This window comes from Mesorhizobium sp. M0514 (genome assembly GCF_040321145.1).
Taxonomy (GTDB): domain Bacteria; phylum Pseudomonadota; class Alphaproteobacteria; order Rhizobiales; family Rhizobiaceae; genus Mesorhizobium.
In genome coordinates, this window is sequence record NZ_JAMYQZ010000002.1 from 132,311 (window position 1) to 158,021 (window position 25,711).

Genomic DNA, 25,711 nt, shown 5'->3' on the forward strand with positions numbered 1-25,711 from the left:
CATGTCTTTTCTGAAGCGTCTTTTCGGTGGTGGCGGTGAGGGGGGCGAGCCCAAGAGCGCAGCACCGGCAAAGCAGGTTGAGCACAAGGGATTTTTGATCAGCGCCACGCCCTACAAGGCGGAGGGCGGCCAGTACCAAACTTGCGGCGTGGTTTCGAAGGAAGTCGACGGCGTGATGAAGGAACACAAATTCATCCGCGCCGATCGCTTTGCCGGACTGGACGACGCCGTCGACATCTCGATCAAGAAGGGCATGCAGTTGGTCGACGAGCAAGGCGAGAGGATCTTTGGGTAGGGCCTGCGGTGGCCAACATTTGCACCGGTTGTTTATCTTTTCCCCCGATTTCCGCTCGATAATTTTTCGGCCTATGGCTCCGGCATCCCACTCATCTTTTTGAAACATTCGTCAAACGACAGATTACGACAGACGTCGCGAAGAACGCCTGCGGGCACTTGTTGTGTGGCATCGGGCCGTGAGAATGTTTTCGCGGGCTCATTTGAGCCAGAAAGCGCGGCAGCAAGTTTAACAAGCACAAAGATGATCATAACCCATACCCACCCGGAAATAGGTGATTGACGCGCCGAACCGGTGGTTTTGCTCGATGGTGCGATCGTTTCGGGCTCAGGGTCCTGTTGCGGCGCGGACGCCATACGATATTGGGGTGCCGTCTCAGGATCGATTAGCGCGTGCAACCAGTCAAGCTGTTGACGCTCCCAATAGTTTGATCCGCGATTGCGTGTCCAGCCAAAGCGTTCGTCAAGCAAGTCAAGCAAGCGCTGCATCATCCAGGGCTTGGCCGACGGACGCTGCCGCTCGCCGAAGCCTGATTGTTCGCAAACATAGGTCCGCATGCGGGTTTCAAACTCTTGAATGTCATCAATCGTCTGTAGGAGCTCGCCATCCAGAATTGCCAGCCAGCTGTCTATTCTCTGCCATTTTCTTGGTTCGGTGATAAGCGACTCGACAGCTTTCATGGCGCGAAGGGCAGGCGCTTCGATGGCAATTGAAGCCGTGCGGGCTGGAGCCGCTTCTTTCGGTGGATCTGGTTCGATATTTTCGATAAGGAGCGTCTCGATATCATCTTCCATGGCCCGCAAAGCGCGTGCTTCGAGGATAGCGGGAAGCGGACTCTCGTTGGACAGTGGCACGTTCTTCAACGCGGGCGTGTCGGTGTCTTCGGCAATTTGTGTCTCGTCAGGGGAAGTAATTTTCTTGAAATACTCCCGCCGGTTGACCTGATCGCGCGCCTGCTCGAATGCGTGACGCAATGCAATGAAGCTGTCGCGATCCTCATCGACGTTGATTAGTTTGAGCTTTGTAGCGTAGGCGCGCTTGATCTCGCGTTCGGTGACGTCTTCCCGGTCGGATATTCCGAGCATGGAAAACGCATCAATAAACATCGTACTTCTCTAACGCTTCGAGTTTTCCCGTGATTTGGGATCGCACTGCGGCGATTTCCTTGGGATGTTGCCGGGCAAGGATTGCCTCGAATTCCCCAAGCCATGCCGACAACATCTTGCGTTGCGGCCCCAAGGCATTTTCAAAAGCTTTCGTGATGCGCGCGACGAGCGCCGCGTTAACCGCTTCTTCGCGTGGATGGATTTTGATCCGTTCAAGTTCTGCCAGGCGTTGCAGAATGTCTTTTTGCGAAAGAGCGCCCGGATTGCCTTCTATGACAAGTCGATGAGCCTTGCCATTGGTGACGACCGTTGCGATGACTTCAAGCACTCCGGACGTATCGTAGGTAAAGCGAACATCGACCGCTTCATTTGCGTTGCGGTTGACGGGAACAGGAACGCTCAATGTACCTATCTTCACATTGTCGCGTACCAGCGGCGCCTCGCCCTGAAAGACATTGAGTTCCACTTTCTGCTGACCAGGAACTACAGTATTGAAACGCTCAACCCGGCTCGCTGGAATAACCGTGTTGCGCTCGATGATTGGAGCAAAATATCCGGGCAGGGTTTGGCTATTCGGTCCGACTTGATGATTTGTCTCGATACCCAAGGTGAAGGGTGAAACATCGGTCATGACGATGTCGTCGAGCGCCTGATGCCGGGAAGCAAGCCCGGCCTGTACCGCCGCGCCCAAGGCCACGACATGATCAGGGTCGAGATCATGTTCCGGAAAACCCTTGAAAAGCTTGGTTATTGTAGACTTGATGATTGGCATTCTCGTTGCACCGCCAACGAGAATGATCCGGTCGATCTGGTCGTTGCTTAGGTTTGCGTCGCGCATCGCGCGCTGTAAAGGGGCCTTCATCCGGTTGACTAACTGCGTCGTTGCCTCCTCAAAACGATCTGCAGAGACGGGAAGATGCTTCTGTTCGCTGTCCAGGACATATCGGATATCGGCGTCTTTGCTGGTTGAAAGCTTGTGCTTTGCTTCGTCAGCCAGCGCACGCAGCCGTGACAGATCTCCCTTTCCCAAATCTTCACGGCCAAGATCCTTGCCCAACAACGCCACAAGGATATCCGTGAAGTCTTCTCCGCCCAGAAATGCGTCCCCGGCCGACGCTCGCACCTCCATGACGCCAGAAAACATCTCCAGAATTGAAACGTCGAATGTGCCGCCGCCAAGATCCACGACAAGAAAGGTGCTTTCATCGTCCTTGCGATGCAGGCCATAAGCCAAGGCAGCCGCGGTCGGTTCATTGAGCAGCCGGCTTACCTTAAGACCCGCGAGTTGTGCGGCAGCTATCGTTGCCTTGCGTTGCACATCGTTGAAGTAGGCCGGCACGGAAATAACCGCATCGTCAATAGGGTGCTGGAAATGCGCCTCGGCGTCCGCTTTCAAGGAGCGCAGAATGAACGCGGACAACTCTTCCGGTCGAAATGCCTTGCGGCCGAGACGAACCATGTGATCCGTGCCCATATAACGCTTGAATCGTGCCGTGCTTATATCGGGATTGGACACGAGCCTGTCCTTGGCTGCCTGGCCGACCAGCAAGTCACCATTGTCGCTAAGCCCCACGGCAGAAGGCGTCAGAAAAGCGCCGATAGCATTGGGGATCAATATGGGGCCTTCTTCGGTAAAATGAGCTACCAACGAATTGGTCGTGCCAAGGTCAATGCCGAGAATTGGGAACTCAGACAAACAAGTCTCCATGAGCGGTTTCGAGGTGGCTTGTCATTAAGACGTATGTGACTTGCGCATACTGTACTTGGCATAAAACTCAAAATGGAACTTATCTGAATGATAAAACCCGTGTGAAGAAAATTCACCCGACAACGCGTACACGGTTACGTGGCGATCTCGCGGCGCGTTTCACTACATGCGCCACTCCGTTCCGGTCGACATTCGTGCAACAACAAAAGAGGCAGGCGCGGAGCGCCTGCCTTTTTTAATGCAGGTGGGAAGGGCCTGCGCTTACGCCGCTGCAGCAACCTGCTGGCTCGCAGCCACCACGGCATCGACCTTGGCCGTCGCATTGGCAAGTGCGGCGGTGACGGCATCAGGGCCCATGCCGACGCCTTCGATGCGGATGACGTCGACGTCGGTCATGCCGAGAAAGCCGAGCACGCCGCGCAGATAGGGGATGGCGTGATCGAACTGCACGGCCGCACCTTCGGAATAGATGCCGCCCGAGGCGAGTACGATATAGACCTTCTTGCCGGTGACGAGGCCCTTGGGACCACCCTCGCCATAAGAGAAGCTCTTGCCGGAGCGGGAGATGTGATCGACCCAGGACTTCAGGGTCGAGGAGATGTTGAAGTTGATGAAGCCGGTGGCCAGGATCACGGTGTCGGCTGCGAACAGTTCGTCAAGCACGATGTCGGAGACGCCGACGACTTCGGCCTGGCGCGGCGTGCGGGCTTCAACGGGGGTGTAGATGCCGGTCGCATAATCGGTGTCGATATGCGGCAGCGGGTTGGCCACGAGGTCGCGTACGACGAGCGTATTCGACGGGTCGGCGGCGACGAGCTTTTCAGCGAATTCGGTAGCGATACGGGTCGAGTGCGAGGCAGCGCCGCGCGGGCTCGAGGTTACAAGCAGGATAGACATAGCGGTTCTCTCCAGTGGGAATTGATTTCTCCCGCCTGATATGGGCCTACCGACCCATTCAAAAAACTGGTATATTTTCTATACGATCCATCCATAAAGTAGGTATGCCGTGCAGCCCAATCCGACGCTCGACCAATTGCAGATCCTGGTTGCGGTCGCCGACACCGGCAGCTTCTCAGCCGCCGGCCGCAAGCTTAACCGCGCGCAGTCCGTCATCAGCTACGGCATCGCCAATCTTGAAGCGCAGCTTGGCCTGAAACTGTTCGAGCGCGAGGGCACGCGCGAGCCGCAGCTGACCGAAATCGGCCGGGCGATGCTGGAGGACGCCCGGCGCATGGTCGGCGTGCTGCAGCGCATCCGTTCGCGTGCCGACGGTCACCATCAGGGGCTGGAGGCTGAAGTTGCGCTATCGGTTGACGCGGCGCTGCCCTCGCCGGTGCTGGTGCGGGTGCTGAAGGCGTTCGAGGCGCAGTTCCCGACCGTGATGATGCGACTGCATATCGGCACGCTCGGTCTGATCCCCGACCATGTCGTCAGCGGACAGTCGGATCTTGGCATCGGTGGCTTGCTGGGCGAGGTCGACGTGCATCTCGTGCGCATCGGCTTCATGTCGATCGTGCTGGCTGCCGCCCCCACCCACCCTCTGGCACTGCTGCCGAAACCGGTGGCGCTCGAGGATGCGCGAGAGCACACCCAGCTGGTTGTCAGTGACCAGTCGGAACGCACCAAGGGACGCGACTTCGGCGTCTTTGCCTATCGTACATGGCGGCTGACAGATGTGCGTATCAAGCATACGTTGATGCGCGAGGGGCTGGGCTGGGGCGGGTTGCCGCGCTGGCTGATCGCGGACGATTTGGCCAGCGGCAGGCTGGTCGAACTCGACCTTGAACCTTTTAGCGAGGTGCGCTCATCGCTCTATGCCATGCACCGCGCCGACCGTAGCCCGAAACCGGCGGCGGCCTGGCTGATCGACCAGTTCAAACGCCAGCTCGGCTGCTTCAACGAGTTCGACCCGGACGACCTGCCTGAAGATGAGCCGGAGACAGCCCATCGATCAGAGCCATGAGCACGGCGCGATAGTCTTCGGCCGAGGCGCCGGCCTCGACGGCAAGTGCTGCGCGGTCGAAGGCAGCGGCGAGCAAAGCGGTCAGCGCATCGGCCGGCAGTCTGGTCATCGACTGTTCGCGCATTGCCGCAACCAGGCCTTCGCGCAGCGACCGGTTGCCGTGGCGATTGTCGATCGCATCCATGGCGGCGCGGCCAAGCACGGCCGGCCCGTCGAGCAGCAAAAGCCGCGTGCGGCCGGGCGCGCGCATGGCGGCGAGATAGGCGTCCGAGCCGGCAATCAGCGCATTGCGGGCAAACAAAGAAGGCGGCGAGGCGCGCTCGATCTCTTGCGCCACCGCCGCCGCCTCCTGCTCGACCACGGCGGCAAACAGCGCCTGCTTGTCGGCAAAGTGGTGATAGAGCGCGCCGCGGGTGACGCCGGCGGCCGCAACGATCTCCGGCGTGCCGGTCTCGGCATAGGACTTTTCGATGAACAGTTTGCGCGCCGCAGCGATCAGGTCGGCGCGCGTCGCTTCGGTGCGGTCGCGGTTGGAGCGGCGCGGGGTTTCTCGTTGCATACATGCAGCCTGTATGTTATTTCGAATTACATGCAAACTGTATGTTGGCTGACGGGAGAAAGAAAGATGAAGACGACGAGCTATTATCCGGTGCTGATGACGGGCGACGTAGCCGGCACAAAAGCCTTCTATATCAATCACTTCCGCTTCAAGCCGCTGTTTGCGAGCGACTGGTATGTGCATCTGCAGTCTGCCGAGGATCGCCGGGTCAATCTCGGTATCGTCCAGGGCGACCACGAGACGATCCCCGAGGGGGGCGCGGCCGCACATCGGGGCTGCTGATCAATTTCGAGGTGAGGGATCCTGATGCTGTCTATGAACGGATCGTTGCGGCCGGCCTGCCGATCCTGTGCCCGCTGCGCGACGAACCCTTCGGCCAGCGCCATTTCATCACCAGGGATCCCAATGGCGTGCTGATCGACGTCATCAAGCCGATCCCGCTCAGCCCGGAATTTCAGGCGCAATTCGCGGCGGGCGCGGCGGGCGCCTGAACAATGGCAGCAAATGTCGGCAGCGGCTCCGGCCGCTGTGGCCGGATCCGCACCATGCGGTCTATGTTGGTGACGTTGAAGCTGGGCCTGCCGCATGCGTGACATCTGCCTTGTTCGGGCGCCATCCAATCTCGGCCTTCGGCCCTTGGAGCCGGGCCATGTGCCCGGCACCTGGCGTGCGCCGCAGGCGCTGAGCCAAGCTGGTTTGATCGAGTCGCTGGCGCCGGGGCGGGTGGTCGATCTCGACAGACCCGCCTACAGTACCGAACCGCAACCGGGCACTAGGCTGCGTAATGGTCCGGCGATCCGCCGCTTCAACCTCGATCTTGCCGAGATCGTCACCCGTGCGCTTGGGCAAGGCGAGTTCCCGCTGATCATCGGCGGCGACTGCTCGATCCTGCTTGGCGCACTGGTCGCCGCGCGGCGCTCGGGCGCAGTCGCCCTGGTCCATGTCGATGGCCACAGCGATTTCCGCCATCCCGGCAACTACGATGTCAATGCCTCACTCGGCTCGGTTGCCGGCATGGATCTGGCACTTGCCACCGGACGCGGCGAGGCTTTGCTGGCGCAATGGCCAGGTGTTGTCGGTCCGCTCGTCGCCGACGAGGCGGTGGTTCAGATCGGCGAACGCGAGAGCCGCGATGCCGATTTTGCCTGGCCCGACATCAATGCGACCGCCGTGACGCGCATCGACGTCTTTGCCGCGCAGGAACTCGGCGCGGCTGGAGTGTTGCAAAAGACAAGAGCGACGCTGGCGCGCGCCGGCTGTCCCTACTGGCTGCATCTCGATGTCGATGTGCTCGACCAGACGGTGATGCCGGCGGTGGATTCGCCCGGCAGCCCCGGCATCGACCCCGATGAACTCGTTGCCATTCTGTCAGCGCTGGCAGCGGACCAGCGCTGCACCGGCTTGGACATGACGATCTACGATCCCGACCTCGACCCGACCGGTGACCTTGCGCGACTGCTGGTGTCGCTGCTCGGGCGGGTGCTCAAGCCTCGATAAGGGCTCAGCTCGCCCTTGCTACCGGCGTCACCCTCACCTGGCTGACGCCGGTGCGGCGCACCACTGTGCAAAGCGTCTCGCGGCCGATGCGTTCGGCGTCGAGCATGCGCACGAGGTCGTCGACGCCGGTGACCGGGCGACCGTCTATCGCCGCGATGATGTCGCCTTCCCTGAGGCCGGCCTTCGCCGCGGGTCCGTCTTTCTCGACGCTGCGCAGCCGCACCGCAGTACTGGTGGTCACCTGCGACAGGAGCGCTGCGCGGCGCGGCAAACTGGTGGTGTCGGCCGAGATGCCGATGAAGGCGCGCCGCACGCGGCCGAAGCGGATGATCTCCGAAATGACGAAGTTGGCGGTGTTGGAAGCGACCGCGAAGGCGATGCCTTGCGCGCCGTGGATCATGGCGGTGTTGACGCCGATGACTTCGCCTGCCGACGACACCAGCGGTCCGCCGGAATTGCCGGGATTGAGCGCGGCATCGGTCTGGACGACATCGTCGATCAGCCGCCCGGTCGAGGCGCGCATCGAACGGCCAAGTGCGGAGACCACGCCTGACGTTACGGTCCATTCGAAGCCGAGCGGATTGCCGATGGCAATGGCGATCTGGCCGCGCCGCAGCCGCTTGGAATCGCCGAGCGGCGCGACTTCGGTGAAGCTGCCATCGGCGCGCACCAGCGCGATGTCGGTGTCAGGGTCGCGGCCTAGCACGCGGCCTTCGCTGGAGGCGCCGTCGGGCATAGAGACGCGCACCGTTTTGGCATCGCCAACGACATGGAAATTGGTAACGACCAGCCCGTCCGGCGCGATGACGAAGCCGGAGCCATGGCCACCTTGGCCACCGACGCGCTCGATGCGGCAGACGGCTGGGCCGATGCGGTCGACGGCGTCGGCGACTGTCGTCGAATAGGCGTCGAGCAGTGTGTCGTCGGTTTCGAATTTGTGGGCGGCGAGGGCCATTGGCGGGGCTCCGTGTTTTCAGGCGCGATGATGACTATATGTGCGGAGCGGCTCGAACTGCCGCGACCTGACCAGATGGCCAGTCACACCAGTACTAGCCGTCAGACGAGTACCTCCGGGCGCACTGCCGAGCGATATCTGGGGCATGAGAAAACCCAGGAGATCATCATGAGTGACTTCAACCTTAATGCAGTTTCCGAGGCCATCGCCGATCTCGCCGCCAAGGCTGCGCCGGTAACGGCAAGTTTCACCACCCATCACCATCGCACCGCCAGCGCCTTCCACTGGCGTGACGGCTATTTCGTCACCGCCGAGGAAGCTGTCGAGGCCGGTGAGGAGATCGAATTGACATTGGCTTCGGGCGAAGCGGTGAAGGCCGAACTGGTCGGTCGCGATCCGTCGACCGGCGTAGCGCTTCTGAAGCCGGCCGGCGCGGCCGCGGCGTCTGCGCTCGCCAAGGCGGATGGGGTGCGGCCGGGCAACGTCCCCATCGCTGTCGGCAGCAGTCAGGGCTCGGCGCTGGCTGTCTCGGGCTCGGTCGGCGAGGTCGGCCCCGCCTGGCGCTCGATGCGCGGCGGCACCATCGATCGGCGCATCAATCTCGCCGTCAATGCCGGCAGCCGTTTCGAGGGCGGGCCGGTGCTTGACGCCAAGGGCGCGCTGATCGGCATGCTGCTGTTTGGGCCACGTGGTCGTGCGCTGGTCATGCCTTATGAGACGATCGAGCGGGCCGTGGCGACGCTGCGTGAAAAGGGCCATGTCGCGCGCGGCTATCTCGGCGCCGGCCTGCACCCGATCCGTGACGGCGCGGCGCGCGGCGCCATGGTCATGAGCCTCGACGACAATGGTCCGGCCAAGGCCGCCGGCCTTGCGCTGGGCGACATCATCGTGGCGTGGAATGGCGAGGCCGTGCACGGCCCGCGCGAACTGATCCGAAAGCTTGGGCCGGATAGCGCGGGCGCCGCGGTGACGCTCGGCGTGGTGCGCGGCGGCGAGCAGCGCGACGTCGCGCTGACCGTCGGTGAAAAACCGCTGAGCTGAGAGGGCCGATGGAAAGCGACACGCTGACAAGGCCGGAGGCGGGTGGGCCGGAGGTGGGTGGGCCGGAGGTGGCGGGCGGCGGACGCCGGCTCGTGGTGCTGATCGCGCTGCACGATGCCGCGCGTGCCGAGCGCCTGTCAGCTTCGCTTGCCATGGCGGACGATCTGCTTCCGGTCGTGGCCGGCAGCGGGATTGCCGACGTCGCTGTCGTCGATGACGCTGTTGCGAACAGTGCGGCCTGGCTCGATCGGGCCGATGGTGGCAACAGCGCAATCCCACGGGTGCTGCTATCCGCGAGCGCTGGCCGGCCGGAAAACCGGGTGCTTGCCGTGCTGCCTTTGGCGTCGGATGCGAATCTGATCGCGGCTGCCGTCAGACTGGCGGCGGCCGGCTACCGGGTGTCCAGGGATGGGCGTTCGACGCCCGCTCGCCACGACGATTTCGATGGCGCCGCCAACGGCGGAAGCCATAGCGGGCTGTTCGGCGAGGAGCCGTTGGACGATGGCGCTACCGCCCGTCCGGCGCTGTCGCCGCGCGAGGCCGAAGTGCTGGCGCTGCTGGCCGAAGGCGCGCCCAACAAGGTGATCGCGCGGCGGCTGAACATCTCCGTGCACACGGCAAAGTTCCACGTCGCCGCGATCCTGATCAAGCTGGGTGCTGCGAACCGCACGGATGCCATCGCGATCGCGATGCGGCAGGGCCTGGTGCTGGTCTAATCCCCTTATCCATTTGAGCCAACGTTGCGTAACCCGTTGCAGGCTGCCGAGGCCTTGCGCAGTGCATTGCCGCCGCGCAATGGTTCGCGTCAGTGATGTAGCAAGGGAGGTGCCAAGACATGTCGCTCAAGGGAAAGACGCTGTTCATCTCCGGCGGGTCGCGCGGCATCGGTCTTTCGATCGCGCTGCGAGCTGCGCGCGACGGCGCCAATGTGACGATCGCGGCCAAGACCGCCGAGCCGCATCCGAAGCTGCCGGGCACGATCTACTCGGCAGCTGAGGAGATCGAGCAGGCCGGCGGCAAGGCGCTGCCTGTTTTGTGCGACATCCGCGAGGAGGCGCAGGTGGCTGAGGCGGTTGCCAAGACCGTCGAAAAGTTCGGCGGCATCGATATCTGCGTCAACAATGCCAGCGCCATCCAGCTCACCGGCACGCTGGAGACCGACATGAAGCGCTACGATCTGATGCACCAGATCAACACGCGCGGCACTTTCCTGGTGTCGAAAATGTGCATTCCCCACCTGAAGTTGGCTGAGAATCCTCACATTCTGAATCTGGCACCGCCGCTCGATATGAAGGCCAAATGGTTCAAGAACCACGTCGCCTACACCATGGCCAAGTTCGGCATGTCGATGTGCACGCTGGGGATGAGCGCCGAGTTTGCCAAGGACGGCATCGCGGTCAATTCGCTGTGGCCGATCTCGACCATCGACACGGCGGCGGTGCGCAATCTGCTCGGTGGCGCGACGGTCGCGGCGATGAGCCGCTTGCCCGACATCATGGCCGATGCCGCACACGCCATCTTCCTGCGGCCATCGCGCGAGACATCAGGCAATTTCTACATCGATGAAGAGGTGCTGCGGGCCGAGGGCGTGACCGATTTCGCGGCCTACGCGCCCGGCGCGACCGGTCCGCTGGCCGGCGACTTTTTCGTGCCGGACGAGGTGTTCGCCAATTCGCCGACGAACGTTAAAAGCATCTACTGACGGAAATCACGGGCCGCCGGCGCTGCCCCTCATCCGCCCGGCGGCGTTGGTCGTTCGAAAAACCAAGCAATTGGCTTTTCTCCGCTGTGCGGACCAGCCTCACCTCCCCAGCAAGGGGAGAAAGGGGCTCATCCCTCCTCGCCCTTCTTGCCTTTGCTCAGTCCCATCAGCCGGTCGATATAGGCCAGCATCAGCGCCGAGACGACGAATGCGAGGTGGATGATGGTCAGCCACGTCAGCTGGTCGATCGTATAGGAAGACGAATTCAGGAACACCTGCAGCAGGTGGATCGAGGAAATAGCGACAATGGTCGAGGCGACCTTGACCTTCAGCGAACCGACATCGATCGTACCCAGCCAGTGCACGCCGCCATCCTGGTCGTCGAAGCGGCTGACGAAATTCTCGTAGCCGGAGATGATCACCATCACCACCAGCGAGGCGACAAGCGCGGCGTCGATGAGGCCGAGCATCTTCAGGATGGTGTCGGTGTCGTCGAGTGTGAAGGCGACCATGACGAACTCGTAGAGTTTTTTGCCGAAGGACAGCGCATAGACGGCGAGCGCCAGGGCGAGCCCGATGTAGAAAACCACCAGCAGCCAGCGTGAGGCGAGGATGATCGATTCGATGGCGAGTTCGAGACGTTTCATGCAGCGGTTCCGGTCAGCTTTCTGAGGTCGATGGGGTATTTCGGTCAGCTTGCCGCGGTTTGCAAGGCAAATTGCGACGCAAAAAAACCCCGCCGGGAGGGCCGGCGGGGTCCAATGCATCCCGCTGGAGTCGGGACGGGGCAGGGAACGCCCAGCCTTGAATCTGGGGAGGGCGGTCGCTCTATTCAATGAGCCGGTTCTAATACCAGTACAATTCTTGCTGAACCGGGGTTGCTGTCCGCAGCTCGACCCATCCCGATCTGCCGGGATGGGTCCTTGTTGTCGATCTGATTCCAGAAAGCTGCTCAAGCCATTAGAAAGCAGATCAATTGTTACTCGCCACCGGTGCCACCAGCGAGGTGATGCGACGGATGCCGACACGGCGGTTCTCGCGGTTGGGCGCCGTGGTGTTGACCTTCAGGTATTCCTCGCCATAGCCCTGAGTGGTCAGGTTTTCCGGCGGGATCCCGAAGGCATTGGTCAGCGCTTCGGCGACAGACTCAGCGCGCCGGTCGGACAGAGCAAGGTTTGCCTCCGGCGTGCCAACCGCATCGGTGTGGCCTTCGATCAGGAAGGTTTCGGCCGGGTTCTTCTTCAACAGTTTCTCCATGGCCGTGGCGACGCCTTCCAGTTTCTGCACTTCGGTGTCGGATATCGAGGCCGAGCCGAACTCGAAGTTCAATGTGTCGAGGTCGACGCGACGGGCAATGTCGCGCACGCGCGCCGAACGCTTCACTTCGTCGATGGAATAGAGGCGCTGGACCTTCTCCACCGGCGGTTGTTCGAGGAACTCGTAATAGTCGTCCGGGCTTTGGACATCTTCCGAATCGAGGATGTACTCGCGGCGCGGGATGGTGAGCCGCATCGGCGGCAGGTCGTCACCGGGATCGCGCCAGTCATTGTCGTCGTCATAGCTGCGCTCGTCGACATAGCTCAGCACATATTCGTGCCCATCCGGCGTGATGCGCGATCGCCTGATGACGTCGCCATTGCGGTTGCGGATGGTGACGATCTGGATGCCATTGTCGCGCTCGACGATTTCCCGAGAGCGATCGCCCGACAGTTCCTCATAGTAAACATTCCTGGCGCCGCGGTGCATGCGCGGAGCGTCATTGCTTTCCACAATCGTCTGGTTGTTGAACTGCAGGATGACGCGGTCGCCGAGTTCCTTGACGACGTCGACGCCTTTCGGACGCCGGCGGTCGCGGACGTTCTCATCGGGTGCACGCTCGACGCGTTTGCCTTTTTCCTCCGTCACCGGGGCGATCTTTTCTGGCTGAATTGCCTGCTGAGCCGACTTGTCGTCGGTGGGCGGCGGTCCCTGGTCGACCGGAGCCGGCTTCGGGGCTTGCGCCTCGGTGCCGCCCTGCGCGGGCTGCTCGCCCGTCTGGCCGCCAGCATTCTGGCCGTTCCCATTTTGGCCGTTCCCATTTTGGCCGTCGCCATTCTGGCTGTTGCCGCCCTGGTCCTTGCGGTGCTTGCGCCTGGCATCCTTCTGGCTGTCCAGGATGGGTGCTTCGTCGGGGTTGGCCGTGGCTTCGCCTTGCGCCGGCGTCTCACGTTGCGCGGGCTGCTCGGCATTGGCCGGTTGCTCCGCAGGCTGTGGTTCACCGGTCGCAGGCTGCTGTTCGCCCGTCACTGGCTGTTCGCCGACAGTTTTTTTGCCGTGCTTTTTCGCCTGATCCTTCGGCTGTTCACCTTCGGCGGGAGCCGCTTGCTGATCGGCCGGGGGCTGAATCGGCTCGGCCTGCGGCGCGGGCTCTCCGGCAGGCGCAACTTTGACGTCTGGCGCTTTGTCGGCAGGCGCGGCCTCAATCTGCTGATCCTGCTTGCGCTTTTTCTTGCCCGACTTGTTGTCGTTTGCCGGCGCCACCTGTTCGGTGGGCGCTGCCTGCTCGGCAGGCTGCTGGGCCGGCTGTTCAGCGGGCGCCGGTTCGATCTGCTGTTGGTCGCGCTTCTTCTTGCGTGGCTTTAGCGGCTGTTCTTCATTTGCCGGAGCTACCTGTTCGGCCGGTTGTTCAGCCGGTGCTGCCTCGATCTGCTGCTGGTCACGCTTCTTCTTGCGTGGCTTGAGCGGCTGCTCATCGGTCGCCGGCGCTGCCTGGGCGCCGCCCTCATCCGCAGGCGCCGCCTCGATCTGCTGCTGTTGATTGCGCTTCTTTTTGCGCGGCTGCTGTTCCTCGGCGGCAGGTGCGGCCTGTTCGGCCGGGGCCTGCTCGGTCTGCTGCTGATCCCGCTTCTTCCTGCGCGGCTGTTGTTCCTCGGCGGCAGGGGCGGGTTGCTCTGCAGCCGGTGCAGGCTGCTCGGCGGCCGGCGCTGCCTGTTCGGCCTGCTGGCGTTTCTTTTTGCGCGGCAGTTCCTGGTCGGTCTGCTGACCATCTGCAGCAGGGTCGTCCTGGACCAGGATCAGTGGCGCGGCCGTGTGCTGCAAGGGGCCGAAAACGGCGTTGCCCTGCAACGGGGATGCGCCCAACGGCGCGGATGCCATAAGCAGGCCAAGTGCCGTACCTGCCAGTACCCGTGGTTGGCGTTTCATCTTAAATTCTCCTTGTGGGGTCCCATCCCTGCCCAAACTGTCCTTGACCGGATTGGTTCCGGTTTGCAGGCATTACCCGCACCCAAGGACGATTGACCGGCGTTTTGAAGGCAACTTCATGTTTTTCCTATGGTGCGGCCGGAACTTGAAGTCACACAACAGCTTGACCTTGCCGCATGCGGAGGCCACATCTCGACCCATAATGGAAACGCCGTTCTGGAAGACCAAGACGCTGGAAGCGATGACGCCCACCGAGTGGGAATCGCTGTGCGACGGCTGCGGAAAATGCTGCCTGTCTAAACTCGAGGACGAGGATACCGGCGAGATCTACTGGACATCAGTCGGCTGCCGGCTGTTCGATGGGCAAAGCTGCCGCTGTTCGGACTATGCCAACCGGCTGGCGCGCGTGCCGGACTGTGTCGGGTTGACGCCGCAGAATGTGCGCACCATCACGTGGCTGCCGAAAACCTGTGCCTACCGGCTGGTTGCCGAGGGGCACGACCTCTATTGGTGGCACAGGCTGGTGTCGGGAAGTGCCGAGACCGTTCATGATGCCGGCATCTCCATGCGCGGCCGCGTCCGCGCCAGTGAGACCGATCTGGCCGAGCCGGACGACTATTTCGACTATATGCTCGATGACGAGCCCTGAGCATTCTGGAACGGACGCTGCCATAGGGCGTTCTGCGCCATTGGACGTTTTTGACGGTGAGGATCGTTTGCAGCGGTGGAAGGGGCGGTTGCTTTCAACCTGTCGGGCAGATTAACCGAAAATGAACGGCCGGTTCGCGAAGAGTTCAGATTGCAAGGAGCATTCTCCCCCCATCGGTTCGACCAAGACGGGCGCAAGCCCTCAACAAGGAGAGAAGACAATGTTCAACTCGTTCAAGACGGCAGCCCTTTCGGGTCTCGTAGCTCTCGGCACCCTTGCCGCAGTGCCCGCCCAGGCGGACTCGATCTATCTCGGCTTCGGCAACAACCATGACCGCCGCGTCGGCGTCTACACCGGCGACGATGAGGACGGCTTTCGCCGTGACCGCAATTGGCGCCGCTGCTCGCCGGATCGCGCCCTCGACAAGGCCGAGCGCATGGGCCTGCACCGCGTCCGCATCGTCGATCTCAATCGCCGCGTGGTGAAGGTCGCCGGCCGCCAGTATGGCGATCGCGTAGTGGTCGTGTTCGCCAATGAGCGCGGCTGCCCGGTTATCTATCGCTAAGAGAACCAGACTGATCTTCTGCGAAGATCAGTCTGGGATACGACCTTCTGCGAAGGTCGATCCGGAGGCATGTTCCTCTGCCAGGATCAGCCTGGAGTAGCGGCATGACCCTTCTAGGGTTAGCCAGGAGCCCCTTTCCCTCCGCGGAAAGGTGCGGCTCGAAAAAACCCCGGAGGCCAGTCCTTCGGGGTTTTTCATGTCGGAAATCTGCGGTTCCGGCCGACGGGTTCAGCAGAACCGCGCCCGGCCCGGCGGCCTGCTACTTAAGCTCGAATGTCACTGTTACCTGCACGGCGTAGGCATTCTCGCCGGCCTGCACGGGAACCGCGGCGCCTGCCGCATCGAAGGCCTTGGCATTGATCGGCATCGGCGCCGGCGCAACGTTCTGGTCGGTGATTTCCAGCACCCGGCCAATGCTGACGCCGGCGGCTACAGCCAGCGTCTTGGCCTTGGCCATGGCATCGGCGACCGCCTTCTTGCGGGCTTCGGTGACGGCAGCTTTCGGATCCTCGTTGGAGAACGAAATGCCGCCGCCCTGGTTGACGCCCAGCGACACAGCCTTGTCGAGAATCTCACCTGTTTTGTCGATGTCGCGGATGCGCACCGAGAGTGTGTTGGTCACCTGGTAGGCGACAAGCTCGGCTTCCTGGCTGCCGTCGGGCTTGTTGGTGTAGTTGTAACGCGGGTTAATCTGGATGCCGGCGGTCTGCAGGTCGCGGTCCTTGATCCCTGCCGACTTCATTGCCGCGATCACGGCGGCCATGGCGTCGTTGTTGGCGTCGAGTGCCGCGCGTGCGGTCTTGGCCTCACGCATGACGCTGAGCGTCAGCAGCGCCAGGTCAGGCGCCACGGTCGACTGGCCTTCACCCGACACGATGATGCGGGGCGGGGGCAGCGAATCGGCAGCGCTTGCCATCGCCGGAAAAGCGATCGCGGCGGCAAGTGCGAGCGGCAAAATATGTCTGGTCATGAAAATCTCCTCGGTGTGCGATCCAGTCGCGCCTGTCGACTAGGGCGCGAATATGGGCTGATTTGGGCGATCTCGGCCAGCCCGTCCGGAAAGCCTTGTGCCGCGCAAGGAAAAACACTAATCCAGCGCGCGTGGGGCCTGTAGCTCAATGGTTAGAGCCGGCGGCTCATAACCGCTTGGTTGGGGGTTCGAGTCCCTCCGGGCCCACCATCCAGTCCGCCCGATTTCCGGGTTTTTCGACCGTCTCAGAATAGCGCCGACATTTCCGTGGGTTAGCGCCGAGTAGTTGGCAACACTTGGCTGAGACACCGCAGGGAGCGCCGAAAACACCTGACTTTTGGGCGTCCGTCTCTGTCGAGTGAATTTCGTAGCCAAGTGTTTGGCAAAGCGATGGTCGGTGATGCGGGTTAGATGCACTGTTGATGCTGTCAGAAGCCGAGAAGAGTGACCTGGCTACCCCAGGTGTGCGGCAGCTCCGAGACCCGTGAGAGTCGGTGCGTCGTTAGTTCGACTGGTTGATCACCTGCAACGATGCTGGAGGTGATTTTGGGGGCGAGGAAAGCGAAGGGCAGGAGGCGGCTTACCTCAGAGGTATCGGTGCCGTTGAGCATGGCAACCTCGGTGAGGCTGCGGTTGGCTCCGTCCGTAAGTTGGGCTAGGTACAAGTGGGCTCGACGCAGAAGGTCGATCAAAGCGCTATCGGGCTCTCGGTTGCTGATGGATCCGTCTGTAAGCACGATCCGCGTTTCGACGCCGCGCCGCTTCATACCGATGGGACACTCGATGGACGCTACTTGCGCGCCATCGTTGGGTGGCAGACTCCGATCGAGAAGCAATTCCGATAGCGAGCGGCAATCCAGTTCAATGGTCAATGATCCGGGCTTGAGGGTGATCCTGCGAACGATCTTTTGGAGCAGAGATCGCTTCGCGTCCGCCGCAGCTGATGCCCAGCACCGTTGCATCTCTTCCGCTCGCCGCATTGCCGAGTGGATTTCGCCAGCCTCGGCCCATTGCCGAATCCAATCAGACAGTTGAGCTTGATCACTGAGAATCCGATTCAGGCGATGATGCACAACTGATTCAAGTGCTGGCGCTGGAAGACGCCAGCCATCGGACCCGTTTCGGCGCTCATCAACGAACTGCTTCGAGACATAGTAGCGGTAGCGAACACCTTGCTTGTTGGCATGAACCGATCGCAGTTTCTCGCCGGCTTCATCGAAGAGCAAACCGGTGAGCAAATGCGCTTGCGTGACATTCGACTGGCTTCGTCGCCGCGGTGCCTGCGAGGCGAGAAGTGCCCGGGCCTCCTCGAACGTGGCGGACGTGACGATCGGCTCGTGCTCTCCATCGTAGACCTGATCCTTGTGCCTGATCTTGCCGATGTAGATCGGGTTCGAAAGAAGGTGATAAAGGTTGCCGCGACCAAACGGCATAGTAACTGCAACTGATCCGTCTTTGCATTGCCGCGACCGCGTTGAAAGCCCGACACTCGCAGCCTCTTCGACAAGATCCCGGACCGACTTCAGGGTGAGATAGCGGGCGAACAGGTGTCTGACTGTTTGTGCCTCGGTTTCGTCAATCACCAGCTTGCGGTACTCGACGCGATAGCCCAGGGGCACCACGCCGCCCATCCACATGCCTTTCTTCTTCGACGCGGCGATCTTGTCACGGATACGCTCAGCCGTGACCTCCCGCTCGAACTGGGCGAAGGACAAAAGCACGTTGAGGGTGAGCCTGCCCATTGAGGTCGTGGTGTTGAACTGCTGAGTGACCGAAACAAAGGACACGGAGCTGGCATCGAAGATCTCGACGATCTTGGAAAAGTCCATCAGCGATCGGGTGAGGCGATCGATCTTATAGACCACCACCACATCGATTTTTTTGTCCCGGATGTCTTGCAGGAGACGCTGCAGGGCAGGGCGTTCCATCGTGCCGCCCGAGATGCCACCATCGTCATAGTGGTTCGGCACCAACTTCCACCCTAGACCTACCTGCGATGCGATGAAGGCTGCACAGGCTTCGCGTTGGGCATCGAGCGAGTTGAATTCTTGTTCCAATCCTTCTTCGGTCGACTTGCGCGTGTAGATCGCACAGTTGAGGCGAGGCGTCTCCGTCATAGCCCAAAGAACCTCGGGCCAGACCATTGGGCGCCGGTAATGCGGCGAGCGACTGCCGATAGCGATCGGTACGTCTTGCCGTCGAGCGAGAAGCCGCCATCGATCACCTCAACAATGTGCATGCGGCCATTCCATTCACGCATAAGACGAGAACCGGGTCTTGGCGGGTTTGCTATCGCCAGTGCCTTTGCTGATTGGACGGGTCGTGTCGTCACAGCCGTTGATCCCGCGCCATTAGATAGTGCCTCCGGACCCGTATCGTTGGCACTGGCTTTTGAGAGGCGACGAGTATTGCCTGTCCGCAGCGTCTTTCTCACTGCCAAGGGCAATCCTCCCAGTCGCCTTGCTTGAAGATGCCAGGCAGCGGAACGTTCAAGCAGTCCGCGCTTGATGCCCTTGGGTGGCGCGCAGCCAAAGGCCCTTGTCCAGGCGACAGCAAGCTCATCACGGGTGAGATCGCCGATGGCGGCGATCTCCGTTTCCAGATCAGATCGTTGCCGCATCGGGTCACTCGCCAACTTTGGCGTCGGCGACGCGATACCGCCGTGCGCCGTCCTTGCTGACTTCGCTGGTCAGGCTCAACCCGAGCTTCTTCTTCACTGTTCCTGACAGGAAGCCGCGTACCGAGTGGGCCTGCCAGCCGGTTGCTTCCATCAGCATGGAGATAGTGGCGCCCTTCGCCGAGCGAAGTCGCTTCAACACCTGCTCGCTCTTGTTCGGAGTGGTGCTAGTGGAGCGAGAGGATACACCAGCCTTGCCGGTAAAGGTATCAGAAACCGAGGCTGGCGCAGGGACGGCATGTCGTCGCGCGTCGGGGCTCTTTAGCGTTTTCCCTCTCGTCTTGGCTCGCGGGGTATCCTCCCGGTTGATTCCAGAAGGTACAAGGACTGTGCCATTGCCACCCTGGTCAGCTTCCGTGTCTGGGCTGGTGATTAGATTTGCCATCGTTGTCTCCATCAGTTTGCAGAGGCCGACAAATTCGGCGTCTGTACTGACATGAGCCCGCAATGCGGGCTGGAAAACTGCTTCGGTTGAAAGCTAGGGATGGCGTCGTGGCCGCCTATACCATGCTTCCTTTGCGGTTGAAGTCCACCAGAATATCACCTCGACGGTGTCGAGATTGGACGCCTCATGCCTAGGTGACGGTGACGCTGCGGTTATTTTTGAAATTGACTTGGGAAGAACGATCTAGGTCCCTGCATGAGCATTGATATTACTCTCAAATGACTGCAGCCTGCCAACAACCGTTAATAAACCACGCGAATCGAGGAATACCCTTGGCCGGAAATATGGCGCTTGATCTCATCGCAGAAGTGATGGGTTGGGATGAGGAACGCGGAAGCCCGGCGACTGCTGAATACGCATGGCTTCGGATGATGTCGTCAATCAAATACGATGGCTACGCCGACTTTAGAGCTGGCGTTCGCTTTATAGAGAGTTTGGCGGTTTGGTTGAAGCAGTTCGAATTCGAAGACAGAGCGATTGCCTACGAATTTTTCAAGCGCCGTCTCGTTTACATATCTCCTGCCGAACTGCAGTGCCTGATCGACCTGTTCTTCCCTGAGGTCGTCACCCCGGGTCTTCGAGAGGCAGTGGCGAAGGCTATAGCCATTCGACCCTATGAAGTTTGGCGAACCAAGCAAGGAGCGGATCGGTTCAAGAGTGAGCTTCGTCGTACGCTGTTCGTGGGCATGAGCGACGGCAGCCGCACCGATATTCTGCGAAGGGCCAATTCGGGCCGAATCTCCACTGAACAGGTCGTAGCCACGCTGATTATCGATGATGACAAGTGGGAAGATTTAGGAGAAGAGTTGGGGAAGGCCGAGGGTCCTGACGCAAAATTCGAACGTGTCTATCTTGTGGAAGATTTTACCGCGTCCGGGACCACCTTCATTAGACGAGTCGCAGGGGAGTGGAAAGGTAAACTCGCGAAGTTCGAACACCGGGTCCAGGACGCGCGAAAGACTCTCAAAGAGAAGTTCCCGCTCGCCGAGGGCTACTCGCTCCATATCCACCATTACATTTCGAGCCATCAGGCGAGGGACAACCTCGACAACCTACTTGCGGACGCCCAGCGAGGCTGGACCGAACGGAGCTTCGGGTCGGTATATGTCACCGAGGGATTGAAGCTGCCCGCGAGTCTCAAGCTTACGCGACCGCGGGATGATGGCATCTTGAACCTCTGCGACAAGTACCACGACCCTGGGTTGGACAAGCGGCTCGAAAAGCATCTTACGCAGTCGGGCATCGATTCGGTGAAGTACGGCTTTGCTGCCTGTGCCTTGCCTCTCATTCTTGATCATAATACGCCCAACAACAGCATACCACTTCTATGGGCTGAGACGCCCGGGGGATCGGGTTCGCACCCGATGGAGCCGCTCTTTCGCCGCCGCGATCGCCATGGATAATCGTTGATGAACCCTTTCCTTCGCCGCGCCACGGAATACCTCCGGGACACCGCCTCGTTTCTGCAGATTACAAGTCCGGAACCCCTCAACTCCTTCATCGCTGGCCACAAGCGAGTCCACGATCTGCTGGATGTGCCGGTGCGCATCATAGGCAGCCCCGGTACCGGCAAGACCATGATGGCTTCGCTTGTCGAGTTCCGCTTGGTCGAAGCAATTCTTATGGACCAGACGACCTCCGGCAACCGAGCATTGGCCGCCGCCTTGACAAACGCCCAGTTTGCCGATGGCGACCGACCTAAGGTGGCTGCAATTCGAATTCCCATGGAATCGGAGTACCGGGAGTTCTGGGAGTTACCGTACGATCCAGCAGTCAAGACCAAACTCATGCTTGCGTTGATACAGGCGCGGGCGGTGCTTGGTCTGTTTCGAACGCTAACTGCCAATCGCTATCGAGACCTGGAAGATATCACCGTGCTGACGCGACAGGAGGCAGAAGCCCAAGTCGTACAAATTGGTGGACGGGATAGTACCGCGATGCGCGATCGCGCGAGGCAAGTTGAGCAGTTAGTATATGCGATTGGAGCCAGCCTCGTCCCACCTCCGCTATCGGAAATCCCCGCAGAGGTTCAGGCTCCCTATCAACCATTTGAAGCCATCCGCGAACTTGAAATCGACTGGAAGGGCGAGCGTCTTCGGCTTCGGCCCTTGGTAATCCTTGACGATGCCCACAGCCTCCATCCTGATCAGTATGCGGCGCTACTTAGGGCCTTGGCTCGACGCGAAATACGAATTGGTCGGTGGATGATGATGCGTATGGACGCACTTAGTCCTAGCGCGGTGTTCCGGTCTGTCGATGAAGACGCTCTACCAGGCCTGAAGCATGACCGGGACTATATAGATATCGTAATGGAGAGCTCGGCCAACCGCGGAGGCGATCGACGCCAGTTCAGGAAGATGGCTACCGACATGGCCAACCGTTATCTTCAATTAGTCGATCCCTTGAGGGAGAGGGGGCACCAAAACTTCCGAGGTTTGCTGAGCACGCAGCCACCTAGCCTACCGAAGGGCAGGCACGCCGAATTGGTTCAACTCCTTGACCGTGACCAGCGCAAGCTGAGCATCTCATCGAACCGCAGAGATCGCCTCGGAGAAATAGTTGCTCGGTATGCCAAGGGGACGAGGTCCGTCGACTGGAACGACGATATTGAACTCGCCATGACTAGGGTCCTAATGCACCGCTATGCAGGCCGTGTGCAGGGGCAAACCATGTCGTTATTTGATGACCCTGAACCGGCGGCGCCGGTGAAAGCCAAGGCCCAGATCGTCGACGCCGCGCGCATCCATCTACATCACCTCTTCGACCGTCCCTTGCATTTTGGATTGGATGACCTGTGTGACGCCTCCGGTGATAACGCCGAACTGTTTCTCCAGCTTGCCGGTTCACTCGTTAGTAGGATGGAGACTAAGGTAATTCGCGGTCAGGACGCCACGTTGGCTCCGCCCCAGCAGCAGGAAGTCCTGGAAAACCGCGCGACCGAGATTATCGAACGCTGGTCCTTTCCGTATGCGCGAAAGGTTCTGGCGCTCACCGACGCGCTGGCCAAACAGTGTGTCGAGAACGCAATGCTCCCGAACGCTCCGCTCGGCGGCGGAGCGAACTCCATCGGCATCTTGGAAACAGAGATGCAGGATCTTTTGAGGAGTGAGGGCGAGCTCCCGATGGTGTTGAAGTACGCCATTGCTTATGGCGCGGTGTCGGCTGTTCGCGACTATGGTCAAGGAGGCAAGGAGTGGTGCTTGCTGGAACTGGGCGGTCCACTCTGTATCAAGTATGGCCTCGACCTCAGCCGCGGGAACTTCCTCGAGCGAAAGGTTTCCGATCTCGCTGACATCATCTTGGAGGTCGAGTGATGTACGAGCATTGGGGGAACAGCGTCACCCATTTTGACGAAAAGGTTGAGACCTTCATCGCCGATTACTTCGCCGACCCCGGCCGCGTTTGCCTGCTTGTCGCGGGTGCTGGATTCGATCCGCGATCACGGACTGTCGCCCGAGCTTTGAGCACCGCGATGGGTGACAGACTGCGTGCCGTTTTCATTCGCGAGGAGCGCGGTCAAGCGGCTGCAAGCCTGCGCGACGCAGCGGACGAAAATATGACCGCTTTGCGGGAGCTTGTGCCAAATTCCGAGGTTTGGCCGATCGAGATTTTTCACAGTGATGACAATGCTCCGGTGGGTGGCAATCGGGTCAGCGATCGGCTTAATCACATGATCATCGCGGAAAACGTAACCGACATCGTGCTTGACATGAGTGCGCTGTCGCTTGGCGTCGCCTTTCCCACCGCACGCATCCTCCTAGGTCGGTCAAAGAACCAGTTGGACATGAGTTTCCACCTCATGGTGACATCTAATCCCGAGTTGGACGCTCGCATTGTAGGAGAGCCCGCGGCACGCTCGCAGGCCGTTCGCGGCTTTAGCGGACCGGTAGCCGGCGAGCGCGATCTTCGGCGAGCCAAGATATGGCTGCCGCATCTTGCCCCCGGTCGCAGAGCAGCGCTTGAAAAAATCAAGGTCACGCTCGACGATCTCTACAAGGTATGTCCGATTCTGCCCTTCCCAGCGGGAGATCCTCGCCGCGCCGATGCCTTGATCGAAGAGTACGGGGAGGAAATTCGCGGCGATTGGGCCGTAGATGATCGAGACTACATGTATGTCTCGGAAAGAAATCCGCTCGACTCCTACCGCACGATTGACACATTGAAGCTCCGCTATGACAAGACAGTTTTGGGGGTATTCGAGCCCCAGCTCATTTTGTCACCGATTGGTAGTAAGGTGATGGCAGCTGGCGCGATGATGGCCGCTATCCGCCACGATCTGCCTGTGCACTATGTCGAGGCGCTCAGGTACGATATTGATCCGGCCGCGGACCGCGGAGAGACGCCGATGCATCTGGTTCATGTTTGGCTGGACGGACCGATTTATGATAGCTATGGCTCGCAAGTAGTCTCGGCCCCAGAAGACACCGTTGAGATCCAAGGCACGTGACTGATATTTTTTCCCAGAAGCTTGATGGACTGCCACGGACGATCGAGATTCGGGACGACGCGGTAATCCGAGACGTGGCGGCTGCGATGGTCGCGGGCGCCGCGCTTGCTGCGATGGCGATCGGGTCGGGTGGATCGCTCGCAGCAGCATCCTATTTTGCTACCTGCCGGCGGGACGTTTCGTCGCGACCAACAACGATCTTCACGCCGATGGAATTCGTGCTTGGGCACGAGGATCTTGCCGACACCGAAGTGTGGCTCTTCACCGGTCGGGGAGAAAACGCCGACATACTTGCGGCATTGGGGGCAGCGAAGGCCCGCAACGCCCGGGAGGTACGGGTTGTAACCAGCAACCTTGCATCACCCGTTTTGACCGAGATTTCGTCGCTTCCCCACACTAAAGGATACGTGCTCCCGGTAGCCGACGAGAAGGATGGGTTCTTGTCGACGCATTCGCTCGTTGCGGCGGTAACCTGCTTGCTTCTTGCCACTGACGCGGCGGTGGAGGCCGATGACCTTGCCGAACGAGGAGCCGCACTGTCTTCGGATCTCAGGCGACGCCTCGAAAAATCTTCCCGTTTGGAGTTCGCGCGCAGGTTCCAAGATATAAAAGGCAATGACACCATCATCCTTCTTGCAGATCCGACCTTGGCCGCGGCCGCCGTGACGATCGAGACTTCAGTATGGGAGGCCGCTTTGTGTACCCTCCAGCGTACTGACTTCCGTAATTTCGCGCACGGGCGGCATGTCTGGCTTTCCCAGCGTGGGCCGCAGACGTTCATACTGGCGATGACAGCGGAGCTTTCCTTCGACATCTGGACGGAGATTGGGTCATTCATTCCTGGCGACATCCGCGTGGCCTCCTTCGACTATAGCGCAGGCGGTCGCCGAGAGGCTGCGCTGGCGATCATGGATGCGCTTTTGATCGTGGAGGCGATCGGCGCAGTGAGGGACATCGATCCTGGTAAACCCGGACCTGGGGCGTTCGCGAAACCCATTTACGAGGGACGAGCTCTGGCAGACTTGAGTGCGCGTCTCAATCCATCAGTGAGACATAAGTTGGATGCAAGGCGACGAAGAAACCTTGAACGCGCAGCCGATGAAGATTTTATGGAAGCCTACGGCAGAATGCTAGCCCGCATGAGGGCCGCCGATTTTCGTGCCCTCGTCCTGGACTATGACGGAACTATTGTTGCGACCGAAAATCGGTTCGCTCCGCCGGCACCCAAGATCACCGAAGAACTTGTGAGATTGCTTGCCGCTGGCGTCCCGGTCGGGATTGCAAGCGGCCGAGGTGGCTCAGCTGCAGAAATGCTTCGACAAGCAATCCCTTCGGAGCATCAGCCAATGGTCATCATGGGTTACTACAACGGTGGCTACGTTCAACCGCTCAATGTTGACATTCGCGACTATCCAGCGCCGACGTCGCCGACGATGGTCACCATGCGGGCATGGCTCGAGGAAAGTTGTGGGGTTCCCGCTAGCGCTCGCGTCAATAATGTTCAGTTGTCAATCGACCTGGACAGCCTAGTTGATCCCGGCCAGTTCCTAGCCAATTTACGCCGTGCACCATTGGTGCAATCCGGCGAAATTCGGCTCGTCCAGTCGAAGCATTCGATTGATATAGGCCTCCGAAGCAACAACAAGCGGAATGTAATAAGTCACATTGCCCACCTTCTCGGCGAAAAAGATGTAGAGCCGCTTTGCGTCGGCGATAGCGGCCATGCAGTGGGTAATGATTTCGAGCTGTTAGGCCAGCAGTATGGATTGAGTGTGGATCAGGTATGTCACCGGGCGAATGTGTGTTGGTCGCTATTCGGGGCGGGCTTGAGGGGACCCAAGGCGTTATTTAAGATATTGCAAGCAATAAGAGTGGTGTCCAACGGAACTTTTCGCTTGGACATCGCCCAATTGACGGGTCCAATTCGCCAATGATTCCGTATCAGGCTG

General features: G+C 60.4%; 23 protein-coding genes, 1 tRNA gene and 1 pseudogene. 14 read left to right on the forward strand and 11 right to left on the reverse strand.

Translation table 11 applies throughout. The features are described from left to right. Window position 1: 1 nt before the first annotated feature. Entirely contained in the window at window positions 2-295 is a 294-nt protein-coding gene (locus tag NKI61_RS01540; RefSeq protein WP_352838707.1) for an HlyU family transcriptional regulator, read from the forward strand. Window positions 296-366: 71 nt separating this feature from the next. On the opposite strand, the gene NKI61_RS01545 is transcribed toward NKI61_RS01540, so the two are convergent. From NKI61_RS01545 to NKI61_RS01555, 3 genes are all read right to left on the reverse strand, one after another. Further along, a complete protein-coding gene (locus tag NKI61_RS01545; RefSeq protein WP_352838708.1) occupies window positions 367-1,401 on the reverse strand; it encodes a hypothetical protein in 1,035 nt (344 codons plus the stop codon). Beyond that, window positions 1,391-3,097 (reverse strand): Hsp70 family protein, encoded by a 1,707-nt coding sequence (locus NKI61_RS01550; protein ID WP_352838709.1) that lies wholly within the window; start codon window positions 3,095-3,097, stop codon window positions 1,391-1,393. Before NKI61_RS01550 ends, NKI61_RS01545 begins: the two co-directional genes overlap by 11 nt. A gap of 273 nt (window positions 3,098-3,370) precedes the next feature. Further along, window positions 3,371-4,006, reverse strand: coding sequence for an FMN-dependent NADH-azoreductase (locus tag NKI61_RS01555; protein ID WP_023740183.1), 636 nt, complete (start codon window positions 4,004-4,006; stop codon window positions 3,371-3,373). Window positions 4,007-4,115: 109 nt separating this feature from the next. Between NKI61_RS01555 and NKI61_RS01560 the strand changes: the two genes are divergently transcribed. After that, the gene (locus NKI61_RS01560; RefSeq protein WP_023683802.1) at window positions 4,116-5,072 is read left to right on the forward strand and encodes a LysR family transcriptional regulator; all 957 of its coding nucleotides are present in this window, start codon (window positions 4,116-4,118) and stop codon (window positions 5,070-5,072) included. Here the strand turns inward: NKI61_RS01560 and NKI61_RS01565 are convergent. Further along, window positions 5,005-5,631 (reverse strand): TetR/AcrR family transcriptional regulator, encoded by a 627-nt coding sequence (locus NKI61_RS01565; RefSeq protein WP_023740182.1) that lies wholly within the window; start codon window positions 5,629-5,631, stop codon window positions 5,005-5,007. The genes NKI61_RS01560 and NKI61_RS01565 overlap by 68 nt on opposite strands. Window positions 5,632-5,697: 66 nt before the next feature. Here NKI61_RS01565 and NKI61_RS01570 point away from each other — a divergent pair. Together NKI61_RS01570 and NKI61_RS01575 are read left to right on the forward strand one after the other, a co-directional pair. Further along, window positions 5,698-6,122, forward strand: a pseudogene (locus tag NKI61_RS01570) (VOC family protein). Window positions 6,123-6,216: 94 nt separating this feature from the next. Continuing rightward, a complete protein-coding gene (locus NKI61_RS01575; protein ID WP_352459476.1) occupies window positions 6,217-7,128 on the forward strand; it encodes an arginase family protein in 912 nt (303 codons plus the stop codon). 4 nt (window positions 7,129-7,132) lie between these two features. Here the strand turns inward: NKI61_RS01575 and NKI61_RS01580 are convergent, their stop codons facing one another. Next, window positions 7,133-8,083, reverse strand: a complete 951-nt coding sequence (locus NKI61_RS01580; RefSeq protein WP_352838710.1) for a S1C family serine protease — start codon at window positions 8,081-8,083, stop codon at window positions 7,133-7,135. 168 nt (window positions 8,084-8,251) lie between these two features. On the opposite strand from NKI61_RS01580, the gene NKI61_RS01585 reads away from it, so the two are divergent. The 3 genes from NKI61_RS01585 (at window position 8,252) to NKI61_RS01595 (ending at window position 10,826) form a co-directional block, all read left to right on the forward strand. Further along, the gene (locus tag NKI61_RS01585; RefSeq protein ID WP_352838711.1) at window positions 8,252-9,124 is read left to right on the forward strand and encodes a S1C family serine protease; all 873 of its coding nucleotides are present in this window, start codon (window positions 8,252-8,254) and stop codon (window positions 9,122-9,124) included. 8 nt (window positions 9,125-9,132) lie between these two features. Further along, window positions 9,133-9,840, forward strand: coding sequence for a helix-turn-helix transcriptional regulator (locus NKI61_RS01590; RefSeq protein ID WP_352838712.1), 708 nt, complete (start codon window positions 9,133-9,135; stop codon window positions 9,838-9,840). Between the two features lie 119 nt (window positions 9,841-9,959). Next, window positions 9,960-10,826: an SDR family oxidoreductase gene (locus NKI61_RS01595; RefSeq protein ID WP_352838713.1), complete on the forward strand. Its 867-nt coding sequence runs from the start codon at window positions 9,960-9,962 to the stop codon at window positions 10,824-10,826. 128 nt (window positions 10,827-10,954) lie between these two features. On the opposite strand, the gene NKI61_RS01600 is transcribed toward NKI61_RS01595, so the two are convergent. After that, window positions 10,955-11,473: a TIGR00645 family protein gene (locus NKI61_RS01600; RefSeq protein ID WP_352838714.1), complete on the reverse strand. Its 519-nt coding sequence runs from the start codon at window positions 11,471-11,473 to the stop codon at window positions 10,955-10,957. A gap of 325 nt (window positions 11,474-11,798) precedes the next feature. Further along, complete coding sequence (locus NKI61_RS01605; RefSeq protein WP_352838715.1) at window positions 11,799-14,009, reverse strand: OmpA family protein; 2,211 nt, start codon at window positions 14,007-14,009, stop codon at window positions 11,799-11,801. 202 nt (window positions 14,010-14,211) lie between these two features. On the opposite strand from NKI61_RS01605, the gene NKI61_RS01610 reads away from it, so the two are divergent. Both NKI61_RS01610 and NKI61_RS01615 read left to right on the forward strand, forming a co-directional pair. Then, entirely contained in the window at window positions 14,212-14,658 is a 447-nt protein-coding gene (locus tag NKI61_RS01610) for a YcgN family cysteine cluster protein (RefSeq protein ID WP_023672465.1), read from the forward strand. Window positions 14,659-14,878: 220 nt separating this feature from the next. After that, a complete protein-coding gene (locus NKI61_RS01615) occupies window positions 14,879-15,223 on the forward strand; it encodes a hypothetical protein (protein WP_352838716.1) in 345 nt (114 codons plus the stop codon). 259 nt (window positions 15,224-15,482) lie between these two features. Here NKI61_RS01615 and NKI61_RS01620 read toward each other — a convergent pair whose 3' ends face one another. Further along, window positions 15,483-16,193, reverse strand: coding sequence for an SIMPL domain-containing protein (locus NKI61_RS01620; protein ID WP_023741130.1), 711 nt, complete (start codon window positions 16,191-16,193; stop codon window positions 15,483-15,485). 134 nt (window positions 16,194-16,327) lie between these two features. On the opposite strand from NKI61_RS01620, the gene NKI61_RS01625 reads away from it, so the two are divergent. Next, window positions 16,328-16,403 (forward strand) — tRNA-Ile (locus NKI61_RS01625). Window positions 16,404-16,621: 218 nt separating this feature from the next. On the opposite strand, the gene NKI61_RS01630 is transcribed toward NKI61_RS01625, so the two are convergent. The 3 genes from NKI61_RS01630 to NKI61_RS01640 are packed head-to-tail and all read right to left on the reverse strand — an operon-like array spanning window position 16,622 to window position 19,255. Next, a complete protein-coding gene (locus NKI61_RS01630; protein ID WP_352838717.1) occupies window positions 16,622-18,310 on the reverse strand; it encodes a recombinase family protein in 1,689 nt (562 codons plus the stop codon). Continuing rightward, window positions 18,307-18,813, reverse strand: a complete 507-nt coding sequence (locus NKI61_RS01635) for a DUF2924 domain-containing protein (RefSeq protein ID WP_352838718.1) — start codon at window positions 18,811-18,813, stop codon at window positions 18,307-18,309. Before NKI61_RS01635 ends, NKI61_RS01630 begins: the two co-directional genes overlap by 4 nt. A gap of 4 nt (window positions 18,814-18,817) precedes the next feature. After that, entirely contained in the window at window positions 18,818-19,255 is a 438-nt protein-coding gene (locus NKI61_RS01640; RefSeq protein WP_352838719.1) for a DUF3489 domain-containing protein, read from the reverse strand. A gap of 332 nt (window positions 19,256-19,587) precedes the next feature. On the opposite strand from NKI61_RS01640, the gene NKI61_RS01645 reads away from it, so the two are divergent. From NKI61_RS01645 to NKI61_RS01660, 4 genes are read left to right on the forward strand one after another with little or no spacing between them, the layout of a single operon-like run. Then, on the forward strand, window positions 19,588-20,718 hold the full coding sequence (locus tag NKI61_RS01645; protein ID WP_352838720.1) for a phosphoribosyltransferase-like protein: 1,131 nt from the start codon (window positions 19,588-19,590) through the stop codon (window positions 20,716-20,718). 6 nt (window positions 20,719-20,724) lie between these two features. Next, the gene (locus NKI61_RS01650) at window positions 20,725-22,629 is read left to right on the forward strand and encodes a hypothetical protein (protein WP_352838721.1); all 1,905 of its coding nucleotides are present in this window, start codon (window positions 20,725-20,727) and stop codon (window positions 22,627-22,629) included. Beyond that, complete coding sequence (locus tag NKI61_RS01655; RefSeq protein WP_352838722.1) at window positions 22,629-23,762, forward strand: hypothetical protein; 1,134 nt, start codon at window positions 22,629-22,631, stop codon at window positions 23,760-23,762. The genes NKI61_RS01650 and NKI61_RS01655 overlap by 1 nt, the downstream gene beginning before the upstream one ends. Beyond that, entirely contained in the window at window positions 23,759-25,696 is a 1,938-nt protein-coding gene (locus NKI61_RS01660) for a hypothetical protein (protein ID WP_352838723.1), read from the forward strand. The genes NKI61_RS01655 and NKI61_RS01660 overlap by 4 nt, the downstream gene beginning before the upstream one ends. Window positions 25,697-25,711: the final 15 nt, after the last annotated feature.